The 25,201-nt window shown below is 45.1% G+C and carries 32 protein-coding genes; 26 read left to right on the top strand and 6 right to left on the bottom strand.

Annotated features, from left to right (window positions below; genetic code table 11):
• Nucleotides 1-2 precede the first annotated feature (2 nt).
• Both Ga0451573_RS15035 and Ga0451573_RS15040 read left to right on the top strand, forming a co-directional pair.
• Nucleotides 3-917, top strand: coding sequence for a substrate-binding domain-containing protein (locus tag Ga0451573_RS15035; RefSeq protein ID WP_231684960.1), 915 nt, complete (start codon nucleotides 3-5; stop codon nucleotides 915-917).
• A 36-nt stretch (nucleotides 918-953) separates the two neighbouring features.
• A complete protein-coding gene (locus Ga0451573_RS15040; protein WP_231684961.1) occupies nucleotides 954-1,358 on the top strand; it encodes a putative ABC transporter permease in 405 nt (134 codons plus the stop codon).
• Nucleotides 1,359-1,363: 5 nt separating this feature from the next.
• Here the strand turns inward: Ga0451573_RS15040 and Ga0451573_RS19885 are convergent, their stop codons facing one another.
• The gene (locus Ga0451573_RS19885) at nucleotides 1,364-1,498 is read right to left on the bottom strand and encodes a hypothetical protein (RefSeq protein ID WP_269438322.1); all 135 of its coding nucleotides are present in this window, start codon (nucleotides 1,496-1,498) and stop codon (nucleotides 1,364-1,366) included.
• A 154-nt stretch (nucleotides 1,499-1,652) separates the two neighbouring features.
• Here Ga0451573_RS19885 and Ga0451573_RS15045 point away from each other — a divergent pair, with 154 nt between their 5' ends.
• The 7 genes from Ga0451573_RS15045 to Ga0451573_RS15075 all read left to right on the top strand — a co-directional run bounded on the left by Ga0451573_RS15045 (nucleotide 1,653) and on the right by Ga0451573_RS15075 (nucleotide 5,821).
• Complete coding sequence (locus Ga0451573_RS15045) at nucleotides 1,653-2,405, top strand: glycosyltransferase family 2 protein (protein ID WP_231684962.1); 753 nt, start codon at nucleotides 1,653-1,655, stop codon at nucleotides 2,403-2,405.
• Between the two features lie 5 nt (nucleotides 2,406-2,410).
• Entirely contained in the window at nucleotides 2,411-2,803 is a 393-nt protein-coding gene (locus tag Ga0451573_RS15050) for a DUF2304 domain-containing protein (RefSeq protein WP_231684963.1), read from the top strand.
• Nucleotides 2,775-3,206, top strand: coding sequence for an EamA family transporter (locus tag Ga0451573_RS15055; RefSeq protein ID WP_231684964.1), 432 nt, complete (start codon nucleotides 2,775-2,777; stop codon nucleotides 3,204-3,206). The genes Ga0451573_RS15050 and Ga0451573_RS15055 overlap by 29 nt, the downstream gene beginning before the upstream one ends.
• The gene (locus Ga0451573_RS15060) at nucleotides 3,199-3,555 is read left to right on the top strand and encodes a hypothetical protein (protein WP_231684965.1); all 357 of its coding nucleotides are present in this window, start codon (nucleotides 3,199-3,201) and stop codon (nucleotides 3,553-3,555) included. Before Ga0451573_RS15055 ends, Ga0451573_RS15060 begins: the two co-directional genes overlap by 8 nt.
• Nucleotides 3,556-3,642: 87 nt before the next feature.
• Nucleotides 3,643-3,831: a hypothetical protein gene (locus Ga0451573_RS15065; protein ID WP_231684966.1), complete on the top strand. Its 189-nt coding sequence runs from the start codon at nucleotides 3,643-3,645 to the stop codon at nucleotides 3,829-3,831.
• A 101-nt stretch (nucleotides 3,832-3,932) separates the two neighbouring features.
• Entirely contained in the window at nucleotides 3,933-4,772 is an 840-nt protein-coding gene (locus Ga0451573_RS15070; protein WP_231684967.1) for an MBL fold metallo-hydrolase, read from the top strand.
• Nucleotides 4,773-4,840: 68 nt separating this feature from the next.
• Nucleotides 4,841-5,821: a patatin-like phospholipase family protein gene (locus tag Ga0451573_RS15075; protein ID WP_231684968.1), complete on the top strand. Its 981-nt coding sequence runs from the start codon at nucleotides 4,841-4,843 to the stop codon at nucleotides 5,819-5,821.
• A gap of 31 nt (nucleotides 5,822-5,852) precedes the next feature.
• Here Ga0451573_RS15075 and Ga0451573_RS15080 read toward each other — a convergent pair whose 3' ends face one another.
• On the bottom strand, nucleotides 5,853-6,338 hold the full coding sequence (locus tag Ga0451573_RS15080) for a hypothetical protein (RefSeq protein ID WP_231684969.1): 486 nt from the start codon (nucleotides 6,336-6,338) through the stop codon (nucleotides 5,853-5,855).
• Between the two features lie 190 nt (nucleotides 6,339-6,528).
• On the opposite strand from Ga0451573_RS15080, the gene Ga0451573_RS15085 reads away from it, so the two are divergent.
• Both Ga0451573_RS15085 and Ga0451573_RS15090 read left to right on the top strand, forming a co-directional pair.
• Nucleotides 6,529-6,975 (top strand): acyl-CoA thioesterase, encoded by a 447-nt coding sequence (locus tag Ga0451573_RS15085; RefSeq protein ID WP_231684970.1) that lies wholly within the window; start codon nucleotides 6,529-6,531, stop codon nucleotides 6,973-6,975.
• Between the two features lie 56 nt (nucleotides 6,976-7,031).
• On the top strand, nucleotides 7,032-7,829 hold the full coding sequence (locus tag Ga0451573_RS15090) for a DUF1189 domain-containing protein (RefSeq protein ID WP_231684971.1): 798 nt from the start codon (nucleotides 7,032-7,034) through the stop codon (nucleotides 7,827-7,829).
• Between the two features lie 218 nt (nucleotides 7,830-8,047).
• Here Ga0451573_RS15090 and Ga0451573_RS15095 read toward each other — a convergent pair whose 3' ends face one another.
• The gene (locus tag Ga0451573_RS15095; RefSeq protein WP_231684972.1) at nucleotides 8,048-8,215 is read right to left on the bottom strand and encodes a hypothetical protein; all 168 of its coding nucleotides are present in this window, start codon (nucleotides 8,213-8,215) and stop codon (nucleotides 8,048-8,050) included.
• A 227-nt stretch (nucleotides 8,216-8,442) separates the two neighbouring features.
• Here Ga0451573_RS15095 and Ga0451573_RS15100 point away from each other — a divergent pair, with 227 nt between their 5' ends.
• The 10 genes from Ga0451573_RS15100 (at nucleotide 8,443) to glgA (Ga0451573_RS15145) (ending at nucleotide 16,010) form a co-directional block, all read left to right on the top strand.
• Nucleotides 8,443-9,453, top strand: coding sequence for an aldo/keto reductase (locus Ga0451573_RS15100; protein WP_231684973.1), 1,011 nt, complete (start codon nucleotides 8,443-8,445; stop codon nucleotides 9,451-9,453).
• Between the two features lie 19 nt (nucleotides 9,454-9,472).
• On the top strand, nucleotides 9,473-10,234 hold the full coding sequence (locus Ga0451573_RS15105; protein ID WP_231684974.1) for a 4Fe-4S binding protein: 762 nt from the start codon (nucleotides 9,473-9,475) through the stop codon (nucleotides 10,232-10,234).
• 100 nt (nucleotides 10,235-10,334) lie between these two features.
• A complete protein-coding gene (locus Ga0451573_RS15110) occupies nucleotides 10,335-10,715 on the top strand; it encodes a hypothetical protein (RefSeq protein WP_231684975.1) in 381 nt (126 codons plus the stop codon).
• Between the two features lie 278 nt (nucleotides 10,716-10,993).
• Nucleotides 10,994-11,185 carry a ferredoxin gene (locus Ga0451573_RS15115; protein WP_435052294.1) on the top strand — a complete coding sequence of 64 codons (192 nt, stop codon included), beginning with the start codon at nucleotides 10,994-10,996 and terminating at the stop codon, nucleotides 11,183-11,185.
• Between the two features lie 222 nt (nucleotides 11,186-11,407).
• Nucleotides 11,408-11,809, top strand: coding sequence for a hypothetical protein (locus Ga0451573_RS15120; protein ID WP_231684976.1), 402 nt, complete (start codon nucleotides 11,408-11,410; stop codon nucleotides 11,807-11,809).
• 109 nt (nucleotides 11,810-11,918) lie between these two features.
• Entirely contained in the window at nucleotides 11,919-12,224 is a 306-nt protein-coding gene (locus tag Ga0451573_RS15125) for a hypothetical protein (RefSeq protein ID WP_231684977.1), read from the top strand.
• Between the two features lie 13 nt (nucleotides 12,225-12,237).
• Nucleotides 12,238-12,717, top strand: coding sequence for a hydrolase (locus Ga0451573_RS15130; RefSeq protein WP_231684978.1), 480 nt, complete (start codon nucleotides 12,238-12,240; stop codon nucleotides 12,715-12,717).
• A 13-nt stretch (nucleotides 12,718-12,730) separates the two neighbouring features.
• A complete protein-coding gene (gene nth, locus Ga0451573_RS15135; protein ID WP_231684979.1) occupies nucleotides 12,731-13,366 on the top strand; it encodes an endonuclease III in 636 nt (211 codons plus the stop codon).
• Nucleotides 13,367-13,468: 102 nt separating this feature from the next.
• Nucleotides 13,469-14,470, top strand: coding sequence for a galactose-1-phosphate uridylyltransferase (locus tag Ga0451573_RS15140; RefSeq protein ID WP_231684980.1), 1,002 nt, complete (start codon nucleotides 13,469-13,471; stop codon nucleotides 14,468-14,470).
• Nucleotides 14,471-14,525: 55 nt separating this feature from the next.
• Nucleotides 14,526-16,010 carry a glycogen synthase GlgA gene (gene glgA, locus Ga0451573_RS15145; RefSeq protein ID WP_231684981.1) on the top strand — a complete coding sequence of 495 codons (1,485 nt, stop codon included), beginning with the start codon at nucleotides 14,526-14,528 and terminating at the stop codon, nucleotides 16,008-16,010.
• Nucleotides 16,011-16,117: 107 nt separating this feature from the next.
• Here the strand turns inward: glgA (Ga0451573_RS15145) and Ga0451573_RS15150 are convergent, their stop codons facing one another.
• The gene (locus Ga0451573_RS15150; RefSeq protein ID WP_231684982.1) at nucleotides 16,118-16,834 is read right to left on the bottom strand and encodes a tRNA 2-thiocytidine biosynthesis TtcA family protein; all 717 of its coding nucleotides are present in this window, start codon (nucleotides 16,832-16,834) and stop codon (nucleotides 16,118-16,120) included.
• Nucleotides 16,835-16,918: 84 nt separating this feature from the next.
• Between Ga0451573_RS15150 and Ga0451573_RS15155 the strand changes: the two genes are divergently transcribed.
• A complete protein-coding gene (locus tag Ga0451573_RS15155; RefSeq protein ID WP_231684983.1) occupies nucleotides 16,919-17,869 on the top strand; it encodes a Nif3-like dinuclear metal center hexameric protein in 951 nt (316 codons plus the stop codon).
• Here the strand turns inward: Ga0451573_RS15155 and Ga0451573_RS15160 are convergent.
• Nucleotides 17,855-18,313, bottom strand: coding sequence for a hypothetical protein (locus Ga0451573_RS15160; protein WP_231684984.1), 459 nt, complete (start codon nucleotides 18,311-18,313; stop codon nucleotides 17,855-17,857). The genes Ga0451573_RS15155 and Ga0451573_RS15160 overlap by 15 nt on opposite strands.
• Nucleotides 18,314-18,746: 433 nt before the next feature.
• A complete protein-coding gene (locus Ga0451573_RS15165; protein WP_231684985.1) occupies nucleotides 18,747-20,057 on the bottom strand; it encodes an S-layer homology domain-containing protein in 1,311 nt (436 codons plus the stop codon).
• A 199-nt stretch (nucleotides 20,058-20,256) separates the two neighbouring features.
• On the opposite strand from Ga0451573_RS15165, the gene glgA (Ga0451573_RS15170) reads away from it, so the two are divergent.
• From glgA (Ga0451573_RS15170) to Ga0451573_RS15185, 4 genes are all read left to right on the top strand, one after another.
• Nucleotides 20,257-21,744 (top strand): glycogen synthase GlgA, encoded by a 1,488-nt coding sequence (gene glgA, locus Ga0451573_RS15170; RefSeq protein WP_231684986.1) that lies wholly within the window; start codon nucleotides 20,257-20,259, stop codon nucleotides 21,742-21,744.
• A gap of 251 nt (nucleotides 21,745-21,995) precedes the next feature.
• Entirely contained in the window at nucleotides 21,996-23,036 is a 1,041-nt protein-coding gene (locus Ga0451573_RS15175; protein ID WP_231684987.1) for a hypothetical protein, read from the top strand.
• Nucleotides 23,037-23,096: 60 nt separating this feature from the next.
• Complete coding sequence (locus tag Ga0451573_RS15180) at nucleotides 23,097-23,885, top strand: PRC-barrel domain-containing protein (RefSeq protein ID WP_231684988.1); 789 nt, start codon at nucleotides 23,097-23,099, stop codon at nucleotides 23,883-23,885.
• A 37-nt stretch (nucleotides 23,886-23,922) separates the two neighbouring features.
• On the top strand, nucleotides 23,923-25,191 hold the full coding sequence (locus tag Ga0451573_RS15185; protein WP_231684989.1) for a VanW family protein: 1,269 nt from the start codon (nucleotides 23,923-23,925) through the stop codon (nucleotides 25,189-25,191).
• Nucleotides 25,192-25,201: the final 10 nt, after the last annotated feature.

The following is a 25,201-nucleotide window of genomic DNA, read 5'->3' on the forward strand; positions in this document are numbered from 1 at the left end:
AAGTGGATAGAAGAAAGGTATTAACTGCACTTATATGTGTGGCTATACTAAACTTCATAATACTGGCAGTTTCAGGATACTGGGACAGTAAAAAAGCTGTAGAAATTAGAGCTGCAGAAAGTAAGGACGAGCTGAATCAATCCAGAGTACCGGGTTCCCAAAGGACTATTCTCATGGTGGGAGGTTCCGGGTCAAACCTGCCAATTACCAGAGTGTTGGGCCGGGCTTTTATGGAGCGGTATCCCGGTATTGAGGTGGAGATACCGGAAAGCCTTGGTTCTACCGGTGGCATCAAGAGCGCCAATGAAGGCTTAATCGATATTGGCCTGACTGCCCGTGAATTCCTGCCTGCCGAGCGTGAACTTGGGCTGGAATACATCCCGTATGCCAGGGTTCTGTTAAGCTTTGCCGTCAATAATAATGTTAATATTGACAATCTTACCGAAGAACAGCTGCTGGGGATTTACACTGCCAAAATTACTAATTGGAAGGAAATTGGCGGGCCTGACCATGAAATTGTTGTACTTACCAGGGAGCTGTCAGACTCATCCCGGCTTGTATGGGATAACTGCCTAAAGGGATTTGGGAATACCGGCAACCTGCCTGAGGCGGTTCTGTTAAGGAGTGATCAGGCAATGAATGAGGCCATTAGATCCATACCGTACAGTATTGGGTGGACAGACCTGGGTGCGGTAACTCTTGAATACCCTGAAACCTCCATGCTAAAGATAAATGGGGTAAGTCCCAGGTACGAAATGGTCCTAAACGGGGAGTACCCTTATATCAAGGAACTGGCCTTTGTTACCAAAGGGAAACCGGCAGGGGATGTCCTGAAATTCATTAATTTTGTCAGAGGCTGGGAGGGCGCCAGGATTTTGATGGACAACGGATATATGGCTGCCCGGAAGGATAAGTAAGGCATATTTTGACCGTTCCGGACAAAAAATATTTACATGAAATACCGAATTCTATTTTACGGCCTTTTAGGTGTAGCTATGGAAATAGTCTGGACAGGCGGAGGTTCAATGCTCAGGGGTGATTACAGCCTCCGGGGAGTCAGTTATATCTGGATGTTCCCTATTTATGGAGCCGCATTTCTATTGGAGCCTGTTCACGAAAGCATAAGAGGGCTTAGATGGCCTGCCAGAGGAATGATCTGGGCCCTAGTGATTTTCACAATGGAGTTTGCTTCCGGCCTGGTTATCAAAATGGCTGTAGGCAGGATTCCCTGGGATTATTCCGGCCATTCCCCGTACTCTGTGGGAGGCCTTATCAGGCTCGACTATGCTCCGGTCTGGTTTGTGGTGGGCCTTCTTTTCGAACAGGCTCATGAGTTTCTTAAAAAATTACTCAGGTAGACATTTTACTTCTCTTTCACCGGACCCATTCCCACGGGTTCTACATATGTCTCACTATAGGTCATTTTATAGGGCTTTTCCCGTGTAGGCTCTTTTTCTTTGGGTACTTTGTCAGCCTTTGCCTTTGCTACCTGCTTCATGAAAAATCTCCTTTCTGAACATAATTTAATATATGGCCCTGATATAAGTATTTCCCCAAAGCACTTCATTATTGTATAATAGTTTCAGAGAGTATTGGCTATATTATCCAGATAAAAGGTTTGGTTTTTAATCTGCTGCAATATGGGGGACAAGATGCGAGACGATAATGGCGCTTTACTGCATAACAATGATTTATTAAAAGACAAGAGGGTACTTGTTATTATTCCTGCTTTTAACGAGGAACCAAACCTTCCCGGAATTGTCGGCAGGATTCGTCAGTTTGCCGGGATAGACGTGATTGTAATTAATGACGGTTCCGAGGATGCGACCTCGGCGGTTGCCAGGGAGTCAGGGGCCAATGTTATCGACCTTCCCTTCAATCTGGGGATAGGCGGGGCAGTTCAGACCGGGTATCTATTTGCCCACAAAAATAATTATGATGTTGCCATCCAGGTAGATGCTGACGGCCAGCACAACCCTGAAGACCTGCTGCAAATTATCGGACCTGTGCTCCGGGGCGAAGCTGATATGGTATTGGGTTCGCGGTATGTCGCCAAGACCGGGTACAAAACACCCTTTGCCCGTAAAATGGGAATGGTAGTTTTCTCTGCCGTAGTTTCACTGATTAACAGGCAGCCTTTGAAAGACACCACCAGCGGCTACCGGGCAGTGAGTAAACGGGTGATCAAGTTTTTTGTCAATAACTATCCCACAGACTACCCGGAAGTAGAAGCCTTGGTTCTGCTCAAGAAGAGCGGGTTTTCCATTAAAGAAGTGCCGGTTACCATGGCGCCCCGGGAATATGGCAGGTCATCAATAACACCTATCAGGTCGGTATACTACATGATTAAGGTACTGCTGGCAATTTTCATGAACCTGCTCAGGGCACATAAAAAGGAGGCTTAAGGATAATGATTAACATATTTTTGTTTTCAGCTTTGTTCAGCCTGGGATTCCTTGTCATTGTTCTTGAGCTGGTCCGCAGCAAGAGGCTTAAAGAGCAGTATTCCCTGTTATGGCTGTTTGTTGGCGGGGTTATGTTGACACTAACGCTGTGGCGGGGTATGATTGAAAGCCTTGCCGAGCGGCTGGGCATCTTTTATGCGCCTTCACTGCTGTTCATTGTAGGTATTCTTTTTTCTTTTGCCCTGATACTTCATTATTCTGTAATTATTTCAAGACTGCACAACCAGAACGTCCGGCTGGCCCAGGAGATCGGGGTGCTTAACAAGAAGGTGGAAGACCTTTATGAAACCGTTAACAGGAGGGAAAAGATTGAAAACAATCCTGTTGATAGTTTTTAATGTTGTTTTGCTCACCTCTGGGCAGATCCTCTGGAAAATTGGACTGACAAGAGAGGGCGGCCTTTCTCTGGATAATATGCTGCGAGTTGCCCTGTCCCCGTTTATTCTTGCAGGTCTTGCCCTGTATGTGGTGGCAACAGTTGTATGGTTTGTTGTCCTCTCAAGGGCGGAGTTAAGTTATGCTTATCCCATGCAGAGTATGGCTTATATTATCGGCGTGGTTGCCGCCTGGCTGTTATTCAAAGAAACTATTCCAACGATTCGCTGGATAGGCGTGCTTGTAATAATTGCGGGGGTGGTGTTGGTTTCCTACAGCAAACCAAACGATAATCCCCAGGTATCTGGGGGCGCTCCGGAAGTACACAGGACTGAAGTTAATGTAAAAGGTGAACCGGATGATTAAATCAGTGATATTTTTTATAATTCTTGCTATCACCTGGGTATTAATAATTTTTAACCGCAAGCTGAAAAGTCAGGTAAAGAAAAATGCCCGGGGTATGAGTATAGTGAGGGAACACACCGGATGGGGGACCACTGATTGTACATGCGGTACTTCCCGGCAGAAATGGCAGGTACTGGCTATGCTGCGCCCGGAAAATGTTGTTTTGCTGAAATGCCCATTATGCGGCGGCCTCTGGGAAGAACAGATGAGCTTATATGGGAACAAATGGCGGCAGATTGATTCGGCTTATGCCGATGAACATTATAAATACAAGCAGCAGGCAGTTCCCGGCAGCCGCATGGAGCTTTAACCGGTTCGGAAGCGGCAGACGAATATTTTCCGGGAATGAAGTATATCATAGTTAGAAATATACAGGCAGGGAGATGAGTAACTGATTATGAATTATGACACTGGGGATGAAGTATATAATGATATAAAGGATGAAGCACAAAATGCCCGGCAAAATCATAATGGTTCTTACTTTTATAAGCTTAATCAGGAGTTAAGCGGTCAGGCGGAGATTGGAGCTTACCGTGTTTACGGCATAACTGAAGACCAGGGACCGGAAAATGATACTATAAGCTGAAGAGGGTTTGCGCAATGGCAAACCTTTCTGAATTATGCGCGCTTTTCTTTTCTAGTTATTTATGCTGCCGGTTGCATACCTCAACAAAAGGCGGTGAACCTATGCCCTATAGAATAGCCCCTGATATCTATGTTTATCAGAGCTCCATGTGGCAGACCAACAGCGCTGTCATTATAAATCAAACAGCAAACCTTGTTATTGATCCCTGCTATTTTCCGGCAGAAATCAGGATAATAGCAGATTTTGTCAACCGGAAACGCAGCTTTAACAGGTACATGATTTTTACCCATTCAGATTTTGACCACATAGTTGGTTACCAGAATTTTAAGAATTATAAGCTTGTAGCACATGAAGAATTTGCGTTTTGTGACCGCGATTCCCAGCTGATCCAGCTCAATGAAATTGACCAGAGTTATTACGTACTTCGCACACCTCCCTTTGTTTTTCCTGACCCTGAGATAACTTTTCAGGGAACGTACCGGATTTCCATAAGTGGTGACGAATTGCTGCTTGTTCATGCGCCGGGGCATACCGGTGATTGTATTTTCGTAATCAGCCTGGAACGCGGCATTATGTTTGCCGGGGACTACCTGTCCAACCTGGAGTTCCCCTTTGTAAATTTCAGTACGGCAGCTTACAAAAAAACGTTGGATCTGGCCGGGAAACTTGTCAGAGACCATAATATAACCTGTGTTGTTCCGGGACATGGTGATATTGCTGACGGGAGAGAAGAGATTTTTGACCGGATTGAAAGCGACCGGGAGTACCTGGTAAGTCTGACCGAGTGGGCTCAGGATCTGTTTGTACAAGGCCTCCAGACCAGAGAAATCACTGAAGTGCTTAGCGGCCTGCCCTATAGGAACCGCCCCATTGAGGGGGTTATGCTTAAAATGCACATTGAGAACATCAAACTTGTTATATCTGAGCTGCAGAGTTTTTAAACATTAGCCAATTTTTCCCTATTCACCAATTATCCAGCATTTTTATATAATACTATGGGTGAATGTATATGGCTGGAATAGCAGTTAAAAAGCAAAAAGCTAATGCTGTCTTTGAGGGCGGGGGGATTAAGGGGATTGGCATCGCCGGGGCGCTCTCGGTCGCCAGCGAGCATTACAGCTGGATGTATGCTGCCGGTACCTCTGCAGGGGCTATAGTGGCCTCTCTGGTTGCTGCCGGGTATACTGCAGAAGAGATCAGGGATATGATTTTCAGTATCGATTACCGCCGGTTCGAAGACAATGACGCGGTGGGCAAATTACCTCTTTTTGGTCCTGCATGGAATCTCAGGGTTAATCTTGGCCTTTATAAGGGTGATTATATTGAAAACTGGGTCAGGGAAGCTCTTAAGGCTAAAGGGATTAAGAGTTTTGGCGATCTTGTGGTTGTTAACCGGTCCGCATCAGATTTTCCGGGGCGATACCGCCTCCGGGTTATTGCCTCTGATATAACATCAGGAAAAATGCTGGTACTCCCCCAGGATATCTCACGTTACGGGATAGACCCTGATAACCTAGAGGTTGCCACCGCTATAAGGATGAGCATCAGTATTCCTTTTTTCTTTGAGCCTGTTCAGGTGACGCATAAAGCGGAAGATGGCAGGGAGCTTAATAGCTGTATTGTGGACGGCGGGCTTTTGAGTAATTTCCCGGTTTGGCTGTTTGACGATTGCAGCGGGTTGGAAGACATGCCGACAATAGGTTTCAAGCTGACAGGGCCAAATGAAGAACGGCGCAATGATATTGATGGCCCCATTTCAATGCTGAAGGCCCTTTTTGGTACCATGCTGGAAGCTCATGACAACAGGTTTGTTGAGGAAAAGAATTTTAAACGGACGATAACTATACCCACTATGGGAATAAGAGCCACAGATTTCGGTATTTCGGAAGAGCGTATCCGCTCATTATATGATTCAGGTGTGGCGGCGGCCAGGGATTTCTTCAAAGACTGGAATTATCGCTATTATTTGTTAAAGTATGGTCGCCGTTAGGCATTTAAGAAATCTTTCACCTTCTGTAATCTCACCGGTTGTCAGGATCATCGTAATCCTGGGTAATAATATTGGAGGGGAACCGGCCCCACCTGACCACAAAATAAGCCATGGAGACGGAATAAACTATATTTGTTACGAACATTAACAGATTTGTCAGGGCATGCTCCTGCAAAACAGGCACTATATTAAAAGCCCTATCCAGCAGGCCGGAGCCGAGTACCCAAACAAAGCCGGTATAGCCAAGAGCCTTTAACAGCCAGTAATCTTTTCCTGTAATTGAAATCAGGTATACAAAGATTAATGCCAGAAATCCACCCATAACCAGGTCTGCAAGCAAGCCTACAATATATCCGGCGGTAGTATTAAGGGCACTTTCATTAAGAAAAAAATTGCCGGCCATTAAGAGGTGATTGGTCTTGGCAAGACCGGTCAGGTAAAAAATGTATCCCAAAGCTGTTTGCAGGATGCTTCCAATTATGCCGCCAAATATTGCGGCAACAATCCTGTCTGACATAATCAAGCCTCCTTGTTCATGTACATTGTTTCAAGTAAATGCGCTTAAAATATAAATTCCCTCAAAAGCAGATTTTTATCCTGTGAATGTCCAACTGGATTGCCGCCAAAATATGTTTTTGGATGGACTCCATTGGTCGTTTAAATGTATAATTATATGGGACAACCAGAGAAAGGAGCACTTATTTTCAGTGGATAAAAAAACACTACAGGAAACATCTTTAGCAGTAAATCAAACACAAATCAGGGTCAGGTATGAAGAAACTGACAGGATGGGTTTTGTGTATCACGGAAACTATTTTACCTGGTTTGAGGTGGGCCGGACAGAGTTGTTCAGGTCCATAGGTCTTCCCTATACTGTATTTGAAGAGATGGGAATAATGCTTCCGGTTACCGAAGCAGAGAGCAGATATAGAATCCCGGCAGGTTATGATGACCTGATAACTGTTCAGACAACAGTAACCCGGCTGACGCCAACCAGGATAAATTTTAAATATCGTTTACTTTCCCCAAAGGGCACGGTTATTACTGAGGGAAAGACCGGACATGCCTTTGTGGACCGTATCGGAAAGCCGATAAATCTGGCTAAGAAGGCTCCCGAACTGTGGGAAAGGATTGCCAAAAAAATAACCGGATGAGTTAAAAGCAGCCGGCTGGATAATAATATTACTTGCAGCGTGAGAGGAGAGTATCGATGGGGTTTTTCAGGCAGGTCAAGGACAGCTTTACAAATTTTGAATCTTACAGTGAATTTGCCATTCAAAAAAGAGGCAAGACCTTTAAATATTTGGTTCTTCTCTTTACCCTGACATTTTTGATTGGCGGCCTCAGGTTTGTTTTTGATTTTAAGGCCGGTGCAGCAGGGGTAAGGGAGACTGTGGAGCAGCAAATACCCGAATTCAGGCTGGAAAACGGCGAACTGATCGTTTTGGGGGAGCAGCCCATCATATTAGGTGATGACGGACACACCGTTATGATAATTGATACTACCGGACAAACCCAGGAGTCAGTCTTGAATGATTATACTGAAGGGGTCCTGGTTTTACGGAATAGGTTGATCACTAAACAGGATTATCAGCAGAAGGAAATCATGTTTGCAAATTTTAAAGAGATTTCCTATAATAAGGAGGATTTGATTGGCTTAATGCCTTTGCTTAAATGGTTGTTGGTTTTCATTGCTGTCTTTGCCTATATTTTTAAACTAGTATGGGTTTTCATAACGGTATTGATTCTCGCTGCTATTGGATTGATTCTTAATAGCAGTGAGAAGTCAGAGCTCAAGTTCGAAAACTTGTTAAATATGGCTGTTTATGCCTTTACCCTGCCGTGGCTGATTGAGATGCTTAAAAATTTGGCCTATCCGGCGCTGCCCATGTTTTGGGTGATTAAGTGGGGCCTTGCGGTATACATTCTGTACCGGGGTATCAAAGCAGCCAAGCCTCCCTTACTTAACGAGGAACCCCCTGATTCATCAGGGGATATAGTGATATAAACACAGTATGCACAGGGTTATATTATTTTTGAGTCAAATGTAATAACGCCAGGAGTAGATGAGTTCCTCCGGCGGGCAACGTCTCAACCGGTTACCCAAACCCGCTGAAAGCGGCTTTGGACCGGTTGACGACAGACACCGCCTTAAGGAACACATCTACCCCTGTCTTAATAAAATTTGGCTCAAAAATGATGGGAGCAAGGATATCCTGCCTTTTATCATTCCTGCATATTCCCTTTTTCACCTAAATCTTCATCAGCTTCATAAGGTGTCACCCTATCCCCGGCAGAGGTATATTCGACAGCCTGATAGGGCTCCATTGCAGCCCCTGCATTTGCAGTTATCTTTCCCCGGGTTGCCTTTTTCCTGTCTTCCTTCTTGTCCAAGTCATTCCCTCCTGTTCAATTATTCTGCCATAATATGATTGCCCTCTTGATTGAGATTACACTAATGCCAACCCTTCTGTATAGTGTGCCCATGCATGTACTTACTATGTACATGGATACAATAAGTGAAATGCAGCTTATTACCTGCGGAGATATTACAGAAACTAATTGACCGGGTTGCGGCTGAGATGATAACATTAAAAGAACAACAAAGGTGGTGATCAGGTTTGCAGTTACGTAGGCTGGGAAAAACAGGTTTACAGGTTGCTGTGATAGGTTTTGGGGGCATCCCGATTCAAAGGGTCAGCTCCGACCAGGCAGTCAAGGTAGTTGAGGCAGCAGTAGCCGGTGGAATTAACTTCATTGATACCGCCAGGGCTTATACCGACAGTGAGTCCAAGCTGGGGGGGATTATTGGAAGCCACCGGAATAAACTAATAATAGCAACAAAGTCCATGGCCAGAAGCAGGAAGGATATGGCGCGGGATATTGACACCAGCCTCAGGGAAATGAAAACTGACTACATAGACATATATCAACTGCATAATGTTAAGGATGAGGGGAGCCTGGAAAAGGTGTTGGCTCCGGGAGGCGCTCTGGAGGCCCTTCAGGATGCCAGGAGCAGCGGGAAAATTCGTTTTATCGGTGTAACCGGGCACATAGCCCAAATACTTGTCAAGGTAATCGGAACAGGTCAGTTTGATACAGTACAGGTTCCATTTAATCCCGTGGAAATAGCTGCTCTTGATGAACTGCTGCCGCTGGCCCGGGATCTGGATATGGGAACAATAGCTATGAAGCCCTTTGCCGGGGGAGCTTTTAAAAACAGGACTGCCTGCCTGAAATTCATCATTGAAAACGGATTTACAACGGCGATTCCCGGGATGGATGAAGTCTCCCAGGTTGCAGAAAATATTGCTGCAGGACAAATAGATTCCGAATTGTCAGGTGAGGAGAAAAGCCTCCTGGATGAGGAAACGGAACTGTTGGGACGGAAATTCTGCCGCAGATGTGAGTATTGTCAACCATGCCCTAGGGGCATAGATATCCCGACGATTTTTTTGCTGCAGGGTTATTCGACTCGTTATGGGCTGCAGGAGTGGGCTGTGGAACGCTACCGACCGATGCCGGCTAAAATATCTGATTGTGCTGACTGTGGGCAGTGTGAGGAAAAATGTCCTTACAGTCTACCCATTAGGGAAATGTTAAAGGAAGCGGGAACTTATCTGGAAAAATAGGAAGGAAGAGGGTATTCAAATGTATGGACCGGTTAAAAGGAAATCACCGGTAATATCAACCCGTTTGGCTTTCTTGCTGTTTTTCACTCTGTTTTACTGGGGTGTTCATTTCATTTCCGGGAAAAGCAATCTGCAATTAAGCCAGATTGTCTTTAACTTGTTTGCAGGTGTATTTACCGGGGCCACCATACATGTTGCCATAGCCAAGTTTTTCGGTCCCCTGCTGTTCGGTCGCGGTTTTTGCGGCTGGGTGTGCTGGAATGCTTCGCTTTTCGAGTTGCTTCCTGTCAGGAGGGTAAAAAAAAGAATTCCGGAAAAGCACTTTATGTATAAATATGTGGTTCTTATCATTGCACTGATTGTCCCGGGTTTCTTTATTGCTGCAGGTTACAATTTCCTGAGCCCGGAAGCCCAGTTTAAGTGGATATTGACGGAAAATGCCTTGATATATGTGGTAGGAACGGTCCTGGCATTGTTTTTGGGGGACCGCAGGGCGTTTTGCAAGTACTTATGTCCTGCAGGGGCATTAATGACCCTGACTTCTCCCAAGAGTGTCCTCAAAATCGAAAAAAACCATTTGTCCTGCAGCAGATGCCGCAGGTGTGAAGAAGTCTGCCCAATGGATGTGCCGATATTGGAATACATCACAGCAGGACAGCGGGTCTCGCATCCGGAATGTATTTTATGTACTGAGTGTGTGAATAACTGCCCTAAAAACTGCCTGACAGTCGGCATAGGGAAAAAGTCAGACACCACTCCGGAATTCGGCAAGTCTTTTTAGAATGTTTTGGCACATTTTTCACCGTAGTATGGGACAAAAGTAATAGGGAAATAATAATTCAAACAATTGTTCCGGCAATTATTTTTAAGGGACAATTGATTTGAAGGCGGTGAAAAGAGAAATGCTGAGTATTGTTAAGGAATTCATCAGGTTGAACCAGTCACTGGCGCTCCTGCCGCTGCAAGCGGCGCGCAAACTGCTGGATGACAGGAATACAACGGGCAAACAGATGGTGGATGTGGCTGAAGATTTGGTCAGCACACCTTTTGTAGCTGCCGGTAAGGCTATCGATAACGGATGCCGCCAGTGTGCTGTGAAAGAAGAGCCCTGCGGACAACGCCGCTCTGCCCGGGAAGGCCGGGGTCCCGGTGCGCGGAATATTCTCGTTGATCCTGAGGTCAAGGTTTTAGCAGATTCGGAACTTAAACCGGGGGAACACAAGTTATTACTGTCCGTAACCGGTTTGTTGTGCGGCGGGTGAGTCAGGCGTGTCAGACAGACCCTGGAAGGGTTCGAGGGGGTAACTAAAGTTGACTTTCATCCGGCACGTGAGGAATTCGAAGTTTATTACAGTTCCGATTCGCCACGGGGCGAAGAGTTTGCCGGGGCAGTTACTGAAATTATTATATTTCCTGGTGTGCGCAGTTTTTTAGGGGGCATGGGTGACAGGCTGAATAATTCCAAGGACCTGAATAATTCCAAGGACATGGGACCATAATAAGACACGAATGATACAATGCTTAGAGGAAGCGAGGGATTATGATGAAGGTCGAAGTTATTGATAATGTCTGTGTCAGTTGTGGTATGTGTATCGATACCTGTCCCGATGTCTTTGAATGGGGCAATGACGACAAAGCTGTGGCCAAAGTCCCTGAAGTGCCGTCCGGTATGGAAGCCCTGGCCCATGAGGCCGTAGATGGATGCCCTACAAGCGCTATTAAAGAAGAATAAAGCAAAGGGGAGTGTCATAGTTCCGGAAAATTAAGGGACGAGAGGCATGCCCCTTTTTTTTATTTACTGTTTTTTCAGAACCCCTCCAAACATAAAGAGATTAAATTTTGACACCAGGAAGGAAAATCATAACTGGGGATAGAATAACATTGTTAGAATAAGGATTATCATGCGCTCACCAGAGCAGGGCTTATTTTAACAGTAAGTAGGGGGAGAACTGATTTGTATACTGACGGCAGGCATTTTAGGTTTAAAGTTGTTATTGTCCTGGCTGTATTGAATTCAATAATAACATTTGCATACTTTGTCCTGATTAATCAGGGTGTTGTAGAAGCTGCTTACCTGCCTGAGAACATCTGGGCAGTTGTCCTGCCACTGGCAGTTATTGCTGTAGCCCCTGTTATTATTGGCTCATATGGTTTGTATATGCGTCGAATGTGGGGTCTGGGCTTTTTTACCCTTGGCGGTGGAGGTTTTCTCTTTGCTTCATTGGCAGGTATGATGTTATCTGTAAGAAGTAATGTCTTTGGAATACTGTTTTTCCTTTCACTTTACCTGATTTTATACAATGCCGTTGCTAATATTTATATCTGGATTTTTAGGTTTAATCTCAAAGATTTTTAGATGAAAAGTCCTCTGATGAGGATTTTTTTTGCTTTAGTTGTGCAGGTATTTGGTATAATACTACCGGAAGGCAGCAGTTAAATTTACTGCATTCGGGGAGGAGGTAATTATGGGGGAACATAAAAAACCGATTCACCCAAAAGTCATTCCATTTGTTTCAGCGCCGTTTTTTATTTTGGGTATTCTTTTGGCAGCCATGAACTGGCGACGACTGGGATACCCTGAAAGGGCGCGGAATACTGTAAAATGGGGGATAATCGGTGCAGTCTTACTGGCGATAATAGCCAGTTATTTTCCAGTGGAGATATTAAAAAAGTTATGGTCTGTCGGTGTGGGAATTAACGTGGGCACAGGGATGGCCCTCAAAACCCTGCAGCTGCCTGAATACAACAAGGTTATGGGAAACCCTGAATAAAGAGGTGTGAGCCGTGAAATTAAGCTGTTTTTGCCCTGACTTTACCGGGGATGAATTTGACAACTTGGATTTAAAGGAAATTGATCTCGCGGGACGTTCCTTTTATATGTTAAAAACGCCAATGGTATCTCACTTTCCCATAAACCCGGAAATCAGAATCGAAAAAACCCTTAAAGAGATTGAGGAAAAGGGATACCAAACCGTATCGCCGCTGTTCGTCCTTTTTGAAGATGGTCTATTAGTGGGGAGTATAATGGTTGAAATAGTCAAACCATCTGTAAAAGACAGTAATATCAAGACCTTTGATAAACTCATACTTATGGGCAAGGCTTATACAGGCCCCAGGTATCTTGTGCCCAAGGCGTTGAAACAGTTTGATCGTTACCTGATGTCAAAACAAATAATGACAAACGATTTTTACTTCTGGTATCATTCATGCAAAGTGTGTGAAAAACAAAAAGGCGGCCGGGCAGTAATCCTGGCCAAAATATAAGGAAATTAAACATATGGGAAACAACAAAACTACTGCAATTCTGCGGATTTTGGATGAACTTTATCCTAATCCCCAGACAGAACTCAATTTTGAAACCCCTTTTCAGTTGCTGGTGGCCACCATCCTTTCGGCACAGACAACCGACAGGCAGGTTAATGCCATTACTGCGGAGCTCTTCAGGAAGCATGCCACACCCCGGGACTTTGCTGTCCTGACAGCTAAAGAACTTGAAAGAGAAATTAAGAGCTGCGGATTATATAAAAATAAGGCTAAAAATATTATTACGGCCAGTAAACTACTGGTTGAAAAACATGATTCCCAGGTGCCTGACGAATTTGCGGCATTGATAGCGCTTCCGGGAGTCGGGCGGAAGACAGCCAATGTGGTTCTGGCAAATGCCTTTGGAAAAGACGCGATTGCCGTTGATACACACGTTTTCAGGGTATCCAACAGGCTCGGACTGGCTGCTGCAGAGACAACGGAAAAAACCGAGGAAGATTTGATGAAGATAATTCCAAGCAGTGATTGGAATCGGGCTCATCACTGGCTTATTTTTCACGGGCGCAGAGTCTGCCGGGCACAAAAACCTAAATGTCATGAATGTCAGTTGAGGGATTACTGCAGATATTACGGTAAACAAGGGAATTAGGGGATTTTTGCAGGAAAACAGCGAATATTAGTGCTGATATCGGGAAACAGCTCATATAATATAATTACCTGAATTTTGGAGGGATTATACGGAGGTGCTGTTTTGCCGGAAATAAGAGAAGACCTGATTACCGGAGGTATGGTTATAATTGCCGCGGAAAGAAGTAAACGGCCACAGGACTTTACGCAGGTAAATGAACCCCCAAAAGGGAGTAAGGGCTGTGTTTTCTGTTATGGCAAAGAGACCGCTACTCCACCTGAAATACTTGCAATAAGGCCCGGCGGCGGACTGCCTGACTGCCCGGGGTGGACGGTAAGGGCCTTCCCCAACAAGTTTCCCGCTGTTACGACAGCCGGTAACCCTGACTGTCTTTATGTAGGAGGCAGGAAGGCTGTTAAGGCTGTTGGCGCTCACGAGGTCATTGTTGACACGCCGGAGCATAATGAGACCTTCGGACGGCTGTCTGATACCCATGCTGAACAGGTTATGGAGGTTATAGCTTCAAGATACCGGTATTTATCCGCAGACCCACGGGTTAAGTATGTCCAGGTTTTTAAAAATAGCGGCGCTGCCGCGGGGGCATCCCTTGAACACAGTCATTGGCAGATAATCGCGGTGCCGCTGGTGCCCGAAACAGTTGCCCGGGAAATAAATGGAACCCAAAGGTTTTGGGCGGCCAATGGGGAATGTGTCTACTGCAGAATGATTGCTGAGGAAACAAATAATGGGTCCAGGGTCATCGAACAAACAAAGGAGTTTGTGGTATTAACACCTTTTGCCTCACGCTTTCCCTATGAAACATGGATCATCCCCACCAAACATGAAACCTTCTTTGAAAAAACCGGCATTGAGGAAATAAAAGCGCTGGGCAGAACGGTCAGACGGTCAATCAGAAGGCTGGAAAGAACCCTGTGCCGCCCGCCATATAACCTGACAATACATACCTGCCCAGCAGGCATAAAAAGCCGCAGTTACCACTGGCATATCAAAATCATGCCAAGGCTTTCCGTTATTGCAGGCTTTGAAATGGGTTCAGGCATACATATAAACCCGGTGTCACCTGAAATGGCTGCAGGCTTGCTGAGGGAAACTCAGCCTGACTGAGGGGAAACACGGCCTGACCTACAGGATGACAGCGGCATGAATGGAGTGGAAGCCAATGACTGAAAACAAAAAACTTAAAATTCTTTATGTGGCCTCAGAGGTGTCACCTTTTGCCAAGACCGGCGGGCTTGCTGATGTGGCCGGCTCGCTGCCCCGCTCGTTTGCCCAGATGGGGCATGATATTAGAGTGGTGATGCCCAGATACAAATTTATCTCATGCCGGTTTGAGACCATACATGATTTCCCGGTAATGATCAGTGGGCGGAAAGAGGCGGCCATAATCCGTGAGCACCATATTGAACTTGACAGTGAAGGCCGCAGGACACTGCCGGTTTACTTTGTAGATAACTACCAGTATTTTGACCGCAATAATCTATACTGTTATTTCGATGAAGTGGAGCGGTTTGCTTTTTTCTGCCGGGCTGTTCTGGAAATGCTTCCCAGGATCGGCTTTCAACCCGATATAATCCACTGCAATGACTGGCAAACCGGTCCGATTCCTGTTCTCCTGAAGGAACAGTACTCTAAAAATGCCTTTTACCGGAATACAGCCACTTTGTTTACGGTCCATAATCTGTACTATCAGGGCAATTATCCCAAGGACTGTCTGCGCCTGCTGGGACTCAGTGACAAGTACTATCACCCCGAGAGGCTTGAGTTTTTCGGGGACATCAGCTTTCTCAAGGCCGGACTGGTATATTCAGATGTCATTAACACTGTTAGCAGGACTTATGCCACGGAAATTCAGACACCTGAGTATGGTGAACGCATGGAAGGGCTGCTGCGGAAGCGGTCTGAGGACTTGTACGGTATAGTAAACGGTATCGATTATGACGAATTTGATCCTGCTCGGGATTCTCTGCTGGCACAAAACTATGACAGCAACTCAGTTGAACTTAAGCGGAATAATAAATATGCCCTGCAAAGGGCCATGAAACTTCCGGTAGGCGACAGGCCGCTGCTGGGCCTTGTTTCCAGACTGGTAGACCAGAAGGGGCTGGACCTGCTGGCGGACATTTATGACCGCTTAATGGCGGACGATATCCAGGTAGTAGTTCTGGGATCAGGGGATAACTATTATGAAAGTTTTTTCAAAAATATGGCTCTAAGGCATCCGGACAAAACAGCGGTCCATATCGGTTTTAATGCCCCACTGGCCCAACAGCTTTATGCGGGTGCGGATATGTTCCTGATGCCTTCCAGATTCGAACCCTGTGGACTGGGGCAGCTCATCAGTCTGAGGTATGGCGCTATTCCCATTGTACGGGCCACCGGCGGCCTTGCTGATACGATTACGAATTACGATCCCGGTACACATAACGGCAATGGTTTCGTTTTCCGTAATTACAGGTCGGAAGAATTGCTGACTGCTGTTCAAGCTGCTATAGATGTCTACCGGGGCAGTCCGGAACTGTGGATAGGGTTGGTCAGGAAAGCCATGACAGAAGACTTTTCCTGGTCTGCTTCAGCTCTCGAATATATCAGGTTATATCATATTGCGTTAATAAAAAGGCTCCATAACAGGAGCAATACAGTGTGAAAGAGTGAACCCCCGGTCAGGGGGTTTTTTCAAAAAAAAATTTCAAACTAAGAAGGAAATTTGGAATATTCAGAGTATTCAATGTTTAGGACGGTGAAAGCTACAGATCAGCGTGGCCAAAGATTACTGTTTTTAAGTGCACCCAGCAGATTATCCCGAACTGAGGGACTTATTTTTTCCCAACAGGAAATAATATCCTTCATTTCCTGTCGCTTCGTCAGGCCATTGGCCGGGCAGGGGTTATGAATAACAGGGAGGGACAATCTTTTTACAAGCTTGATTATTGTTTTTTCTTCTACATATATCATAGGACGTATCAGGGTAATGTCTGCCCTGTCCAGGTATGTCTTTGGTTTAAAAGTTTTGAAGCGGCTTTCAAAGGACATACAAAGGAGCAGGGTTTCCAGGGCATCATCCAGGTGGTGTCCCAGAGCTACTTTGTTGCAGCCCAGTGACTTGGCGATATTGTGTAATGTTCCCCGCCGCAGTCTGGCGCAAAGTGAACATGGGTTTGACTCCTGCCTTGTTTCGAATACAATGGGGCCGATATTGGTTTGTTCGACATGATAGAGAACCCCGGTTGCCGCACAATAGTTTTTCAAGGGTGTCAGGTCGCCGCCCCAGCCCATATCAAGGGTAATAGCAGTAATTTTGAAGCTGACCGGACAAAACTTCTGCCATTCAGTCATGATATAAAGGAGTGCGGTGCTGTCCTTGCCACCGGACAGCCCTATGGCAATATGGTCACCGGCTCCGATAAGCCCGAAGTCCTCATTTGCTTTTCCGATTCGCTGCCACAACTCTCTGCGATAAATACGCTTCAATGGTTTACCTCCAGAAAAATCAGGAATACTGTTAGTATAAACCAAATACCTGTTAAAATCCAGTTTGTCTTCGGAGGGGTTTCTATGGAATTAAGTAAAATATGTGAACTGTTAAAAGAATCATTCCCGTTTCAAGTGCGCAGGCATCGCCAGATTTTAGGCCTGCTGTACCCTTTTGCAAATCTGAAAAACGCTAAAAAATATGATCCGATAGGTTTTGTGTTTCCCGAAGTAAACCAAAAGGCGGGAATTAATTACCGGAAATTTTATCGGTGGGCATTTTTTGATTATTATAACGGGTTAATGATTAAAGGGGCTGCCAAAGCAAGTAAAGTTTTTTGCACGGTATTTCCTAACAGAAGACCATTTGAAAAGATTTTGGAGAAGGCGGACAGGGGTGATTTGGTGTTTACTCACCACTGCTGTGGATTTCACAGGAAAAAAGGTTTTTTGCCTATTCCCCTGGACATTCTTGAGAAAATCAAGGAAAAGCAGTTATCAGTCTATAGTCTGCACACTCCATTTTTCAATAATGGGCCCTGGTCAACTTCAGTGCAGCTGGCCAGGATGCTTGGCATCAGGCAGGAAGGTGAATTTGCCGCAGTTAATGGCAAAACCACGGGAGTTTTTGGCCGGTCACCTGTTAGCAGTCTCAATGAATTAAAAAACCTGCTTAGCAGGCAGACCGGGGCCAGGGATATCAATATTATCAGTAACAAAAAGAGTACTGAAGCCGGACGGGTGGCTGTGATTGCCGGAAATGGCGGATATGAGCACTTTATTACTGAGGCCGGACGTCTTGGCTGTGACACTTTCCTTACCGGAACAGCGATTGAGGAAGCAGAAATACCCGATTCCCTTGAGGCAAACCTGCGTTTCCGCAAACTGGCAGAACAATTAAACATCAATGTTATCGGCGGTGGCCACTATTTTACCGAAAAGCCTGCTCTGCAGAATATGGTCTGCTTTTTTGACAAACACGATATTCATGCGGAATTTATTCCTGATGCGGAGGAAGAGTCAGGTGTTATCTAAAGGCTGTTCCAGCCAGTACAGCACTGCAGCCAGGATTAGGCCCCAGATTGAAGCGCCTATGAAATTTGAAACAGATGTTTTCAATGGGATGGCGGAGATTTCCGGGATTTTAAAAAGTATAATAATGGCATAGATCAAAAACCAGCTGATTACACTGAAGTACCAGCCTTTTAAAAATAAATTGGCGCTGGAAATCAGCCTTTGTACGAGATATACAAAGATTATGCCCAGCAGGGCATGAAAAAACCATGTGCTCAGTGTGGCGAAAACTGCCTCACCTGCATTTAACGGTCTCCGGCCATAAATTACAATTCCGGCAACATCCAGCCAGCGAAATGTAGAAAAATTTAAATAATAGGCCAGTATGTCATAAGCTTTAGCAATAACCCCAGCAATGATACCGGCCAGCAGTCCCCGGGTAAAGCGGTCTGTTATCTTCAGCAATTTTATCACTCCTTTTATCCATAGCATTTCTTGACTGAACTCCTTTTATTAGCTGTTTATTTTAAAATTAGCTCATTAATTTCAGTAAAATTGTGGAAAAGAAAGAGCAGTCACAAGGACTGCTTTCAGGTTGCTGACAAAGTCATTAATATTGTTGTAAAAATGTTATAAGACAGGGGTAGATGTGTTCCGGAGGGCGGAGTCTGTCGTCCGTCCGGCCCGTGACCGCATAGCGGGAGCGGTTGCCGGCGGAGATGTATGGGGGTTCCCCCGATCCGTCGAAGCCCCGGCCTTTCTGAAAGGCCGGGGCTCGGTAACGGATTGGGGGCCCCGCCCGAGGAATTCATCTACCCCTGTCTCTTGTTACATTTTTACAATCAAAAAATATGGGATCTGTCAATAAAGAAAGAGCAGTCACAAGGACTGCTCTTTCTTAGTCAATCGTTATTTCCGCCAGGATCTGGTTAAATTCATCAACAAAAATTACTGAATTTAAGGGCTGTTCCGAAAGGGGTATTTTGACCATTGCGTAAGGATAAGTAATTACTTCAATAACCATGGCGCTTTTGGCCGGATCAGCGCGGGTGGTCCAAACTCTGTAAGTGATTCCTTTTTCATCACTGACTGAAGATATCTTGGTTATGTCTACCGTATATCCCCCGGTCTTTTTCTCCCCGCGGGTGACCAGGAAGTAAAGATTACTATCAAATATAGCGGTAAGGTAATTTTCTGAAGCCTTATTTGTATCTGCCCACTGCTGAAGTTCAGGAAATGAGTAATCTTTGCTTACCGGTTTAATTGATACCGGAACACCGTTGTCGGGGACAATGGATTGGGCCGCTATGACAGTTAAGGTGTTATCCTCGGAAGTGTTAACCCTGATGTAATTGCCGGGAGTCAATTGTTCTATTACAGCCGGTTTGCCGTTCAGGTATACCAGGAAATGTCCTGGCAGCTTTACCTGACAGGTATCTCCTGCTGCATCAGTGATGTAAATCAAGTCCTTTTCAATTGCAATATTTTCAACAGACCCGGTAATACTGTCCGAATTCAAATGAAGCGCAATATTACTCAGCACTACTGCCATTTCGGCCCTTGATAACGGAGTATCCGGCTGAAACCTGCCATCCGGAAAACCGTTCATAATTTTATATTCACACGCAATTGAGACATATGCCCTTATGTCTTCCTCAATCTGTTGGGAATCTGAGAATGGCAGTGGAGTGTTGGTTTTCTTTCGGGCTTGTTTTGCCAGACCCAGGCTGCGGACTGCGAATACGGCTGCTTCTTCCCTGGTAAGGGGCTGCTGCAAAGACGCTTTTTGCAATTCACTGTATAGGAGGAGATCCTGCTTTAACGCCATTGCCACATAACCGATTGCCCAATCAGGAATATTAAAATTTATCTGTAGATATTTATTTGACTCCAGGTCAAATTCCGATGGCTCGTAATTTGACATTTTTCCCAGAATAACCACTGCTTCCAGCATTGTTACCGGCCTGTTAGGTTTGAAGGTGGAATCCTGGTATCCATTAATCACACCTTTGACGTACATCTCAGCAATTGCGGCTTCAGCCCAATTACCTTTGGCATCAGGGAAAGGGAATGGATCAGGCAGTGATTCCGAAATTACAGGCGGCAGATTAAATTCCTGTACATATGAAAAAGAAAACCCGGTAGTCAAAAAGCAGGAAGCCATAAAAGAAAAACCTGTTAATAGGGAAACTAATTTGGTTCGGCGCATCCGGTGAGGCCTCCCTTTTGTTCAAGTATTGGTTAATATAACCTATCGAAAATGGGAACTGTTTTTTGGGGGTGACTGATTTATTTTAAACAGGTAGATAGAATAAAACAGGTAGATAGAATAAAAAGGTTCTTGTTTTCACACTCTAAGATAAGATAAATTATTTGGCATAAATGAACTTTTTTCGGAGGTATGAATTATGATGCTGGACAGAAATCTTAAAGTGTTGTTAGTAGGGGCTGAGGTTGTGCCGTTTGCAAAGACCGGGGGGCTTGCCGATGTGATGGGATCTCTCCCTAAGGCATTAACTGCCATGGGTAATGATGCCAGGATTGTGCTTCCGAGGTATCAGGGTATTGATGACCTGACCACTGTCGCCGATTTCCCGGTAAAGATGGGTAACCGGATGGAGACGTGCATAGTCAGGCAAGCTAATGTTGAAGCGAAATTGCCTGAAGGAGGAACAAAGAACGTTCCGGTTTACTTCATTGACAGCTATCACTATTTTGATCGTGAGGGAATATACTGCCACTTTGACGATGCCGAAAGGTTTGCTTTTTTTGATGCAGCCGTACTGGAAATGCTGAAGCGAATTAGTTTCCAGCCTGACGTTATTCACTGTAATGACTGGCAGTCAGGAATGATTCCTTTCCTACTCCAGGAAAGATACAGCCCGCAGGATTCATTTTATAACAGAATAAGTACTATTTTTACAGTTCATAACCTTCTCTATCAGGGCAATTATGACCCTGACTTCATGCGGGTACTGGGAATTGGCAGTGAGTATTTTAGCCCCAACTCTCTGGAGTTTTACGGCCAGGTCAGCTTTATGAAGGCCGGGCTTGTATATGGTGATGTGATTAATACTGTGAGCAAGAGGTATGCCCAGGAAATCCAGACCTCCGAATATGGGCTGGGCTTTGAAGGGTTACTGCGGAAAAGATCCCAGGATCTTCACGGTATAGTAAACGGAATCAATTATCATGAGTTTAATCCGGAAACCGACCCGCGTATTTTCAGGGCCTATAACTCGCGTTCGATTCAGGATAAGTATGAAAACAAGTTTAGCCTGCAGAAAGAAATGGACCTGCCTGTCAGGGATGTGCCGGTAATTGGTTTGGTCTCAAGGCTGGTTGACCAGAAGGGTCTTGATATTATCGCAGAAATGGTTGATGAAATGCTGCAGGAGGATATTCAGTTTGTTGTTTTGGGAGAAGGTGACAGGTATTATGAAGAAATGTTTGCCGGAATCAGGGACCGTTATCCCCATAAAATAGGGTTATACCTTGGCTATAACGGCATCCTGGCGCAGCGGATTTATGCCGGTGCAGACATGTTTTTGATGCCTTCGAAATTTGAACCCTGCGGTCTGGGACAGCTCATCAGCCTGAGGTATGGGACAGTCCCGATAGTGAGGGCTACCGGAGGACTTGCTGATACCATAGTTGATTATAATATGGAAACAAATTCGGGTAACGGCTTCTCCTTTGAACCATATGATTCAGCTGTCCTGCTGGAAACAGTCAAAAGGGCTCTGCGGTTATACCGCGATTATCCGGAGAGGTGGCGTGGTCTGGTTGTCTCCGGAATGGAAAATGACTTTTCGTGGAACAGGTCTGCTGCAGAATATCTTGAATTATATGACCTGGCCATTAGCAAGCACGCACGTGGCTGCAGGATAGCCTGAGGAGTTAAGCGGACTGGCTCCAGGAGTCCGAAATTTTTATGTCTTATGATTTCGGAACGTCTGGAGCCATCATGCAATTTGCGATGACGCTGTGACTGTTCAACCTCTCAATTACCCCAGGCCACCCCTTTTCACCCGACGTGTGCCGAAAACAAGGAAATTTTTTAAAAATATCAGAAACAGTGAAGGAATTAAGTGGTATTCGTCGAATATAAGCTTAAACACAGAGTGTCCCTTCGGGGAGGTTGTCTATGACCCGTTATTATATAACAGTATTGTTGATTAATATCCTTTTTGCCGCATTTTTTTATTTCAAATTAACAGATACGGGCTTGTCAACCAAGGCCTTTATTTTTATTGGTAGCCTTTCGCTGCTGGTCGGAATAAGTTTTCCACTATTAGCGGGGTTTTTTAACATTTATGTTGTTATTGGGATAAATTTATTGATCCTAAGTTTAGGGGCTTATTATATTACACAGATAGAACAAGCTGACCCCCCGGGTGCGGAACCTGAGCATACAGAAGCGGTTGTGCTGATTGCGGCTGCCGCTGAGGATATTACTGCTGAGGTTAATACTAAAGAAGAAGCTTTGGCTGATGAAGAGATTAAAGATAGACTTGAAGTAATTGCTGATGATTCTGTGGAAATACATATAGAGCCAAATTCAAACGAAGAAGCTGCAGCAGAAGCAGAAGAAGTTGCAGCAGAAGAAGAAGAAGAAGCGGAACCGGATGAAGAACCGGAAGAAGATGATTTATCTATAATAGACGATGGTAACATAGAGAACGAAACTGTTGAAGTAAAAGATAATACAGGCGGCCTGCCTGGTCTGGATAATACCGCACAGGGAGAAGAGATTATGATTTCTGAGCAACGTGGTTCTGAAGAAGTACTGGAGTTAATTTATTCTTACGTTGACAGGGGATTTGACGCCAAAATCGGAGGGAAACTTGACCTGGCCATAAAATACTTCTCTTCGGCGCTTGACCTGAATCCTCCTCCAGACCTGAAAAGTATGCTGGCTTTTGATGTGCATTCAATGTACAGGGAATTGGGACAATATACTGAGGCGAAACAGTGTATGAAGGACTTTTTGGAGGGCATATCAGGGGAACTGTCTTCTGAAGAGGCCCGCGAAATAACAATTAATATTAAATACATAGAGATATTGCAGGAAACGCTTAATAAGGCCAATACGCCAAATTTGCCGTTTTCAAAGCTGCCCGCTCTGATAAAGGTTAGTGTTGAGGGGAAGGTAGATCAGTGGCTGAATAATACTTTTGATAATTAGCTTTGATAAAGTTTGACGGATTTTCGATATATATAAAGCCTTATGATAGGAGAGTAGGTAATGAAACGAAGCGAAGAACTGTTGCGATTGTCAGTCATTAGCATTGAAGACGGAAAAGAGCTGGGAACTGTAAGTGATCTGGTAATAAACGCCGATAACGGACTGGTACAGTATTTGGTAGTAGATAATGGCCTCCGGTATCTGGGTATCAAGGTTTTACCTTTCAGACTGGTTGAAGGTGTTGGGGAAGATGCAGTTACCATTCAGAATTCTTCCTGTATTGTGGACCTTGGTGATGAGCCCGAAATAAACGGACTTCTGGAGAAAAACGTGCGGGTCAAAGGTACCAGGGTCATGACCAGAAAAGGTAAAATGATCGGTATGGTCAGCGAAATTCTGGTGGATGAGGACAATGAGGGCCGCATTGATGCCTGTGAAATGACTTCATTAGATGATACAGGCAGTAAAGAAATAATCCCCTCAGATAAGATTATTACTTTTGGCAAAGATGTTCTGATTATCAATGAGTTATCGGGAAATTCCGGCAGTCCGGAAAAAAGTTCAAATACTCAAAATGTATCACCTGACAGCGCTTCTACTGAAACTGCAGAAGCAACCGCAGAAATATTGCCTGAGGAAAAAGCCGGGACCCAGGAGCAGTCGGAAGCGGCTAAACTATTTGAAGAAAGACAACGGAAATACCTTTTGGGCCGGAAGGCAAGTAAAAGGATTGAAACCGAAACCGGAGAAGCTATAGCTGAAGAGGGAGATGTTATTACCGAAGAGTTAATGGATAAAGCCAAAGCGACCGGTAAATTCTCCGAACTCTCCATGAATACCAGGGATTAGGTTAAATTTAGGAGGAATCCAGGCTGGGGGAGCGAAAATGACCGGTTTTCCGAAAAAATACCTGTTGATTGCCGCTTTTCTGATATCCCAGGGCTTGGTCAGTATCCTAGGTGGACTGGCTTTTGCATCTGTCCCCGGGGGAAATATAATTTTCCCTGGGGTTTTTATTAGCGGTATGAAGGTCGGAGGCTTGACTGCGGATCAGGCTGCAGCTCTGCTGGGGAAAAACCGTGATAAGCTGCAGACCGAAAACATAGTTTTGCAGTATCAAGAGAAGACATGGCTTTACTCACTTAATAAATTGGGGATTACTTTTGATATTAGGGCTACAGTTGATAAGGCCCTTTTGGAAGGGAAAAGCGGCAGCAGCATACGGAAAGTGCTGGAAATGTTCAGGATCAGGTACAGTAAGCCTAATTTCCCCCTGGAATACAATTTGGATGAAGCCAAATTTAATAGTGCCCTTAAGGAAATTGCAGGAGAAATCAATGTTCAGCCTGTAAATGCAGCTATAGTATCTGAGCGTGGCAAGGTTCGGCTGGTTCCTGAAGGCGAAGGTATATCACTTAACATAGCGGTTGCTATGGAACAGGTCAGGGAAGCCATCCGCAAATCAGGCAATGTGCCTGTGAAGCTCCAGGTTGCGCAGGCAATGCCGCATATCAAGGCTTCAGACCTTAAAGGGATCAATAGGGTAATCGGTGCCGGGATTACGGCTTTTTCATCTTCGGATAAAGAAAGAGCTGATAATATTTACCTGGCTGTTAAAATGTTAAATGGGACAATTATACCGCCAGGGCAGGTATTCTCCTTTAATACAATGGTTGGGCCCAGGGTCAGAGAGCAAGGCTACCGCAGCGCCCCGGTGCTGGTAAACGGGCGTCTGGCAGAGGGTACCGGGGGTGGTGTATGCCAGGTTGCCACAACCCTTTACGAAGCTGCTCTTTATTCCGGGTTAGCGATTAAAGAACGACACCCTCATTCTTCGCCTCCCGCCTATATCGGTCCTGGACTGGATGCTGCAGTAGTTTACGGGGAAATGGATTTGAAGTTTCTTAACAATACCGATACGCCAATATACATATCAGCTATTGTTGCAGATGGTCGTGTCAATGTAAAACTATTTGGCGCCGGAAACCCGGGAGAATCTGTTCAGATGGTTACCGAAAATGGCAATGATGACGAAAACATGAGGTCCGAAAGGTCTTATGTCAGGGTTTATAGAATATTCTATAACTATGGGGCAGAAGCTAGGAGGGAGCTTGTTTCTGAAGATTACTATCTTAAAGGAATAATAATAAAATGACTTGGAGGTC

Origin of the sequence: Phosphitispora fastidiosa, assembly GCF_019008365.1 — a bacterium.
Taxonomy (GTDB): Bacteria; Bacillota; Thermincolia; order Thermincolales; family UBA2595; genus Phosphitispora; species Phosphitispora fastidiosa.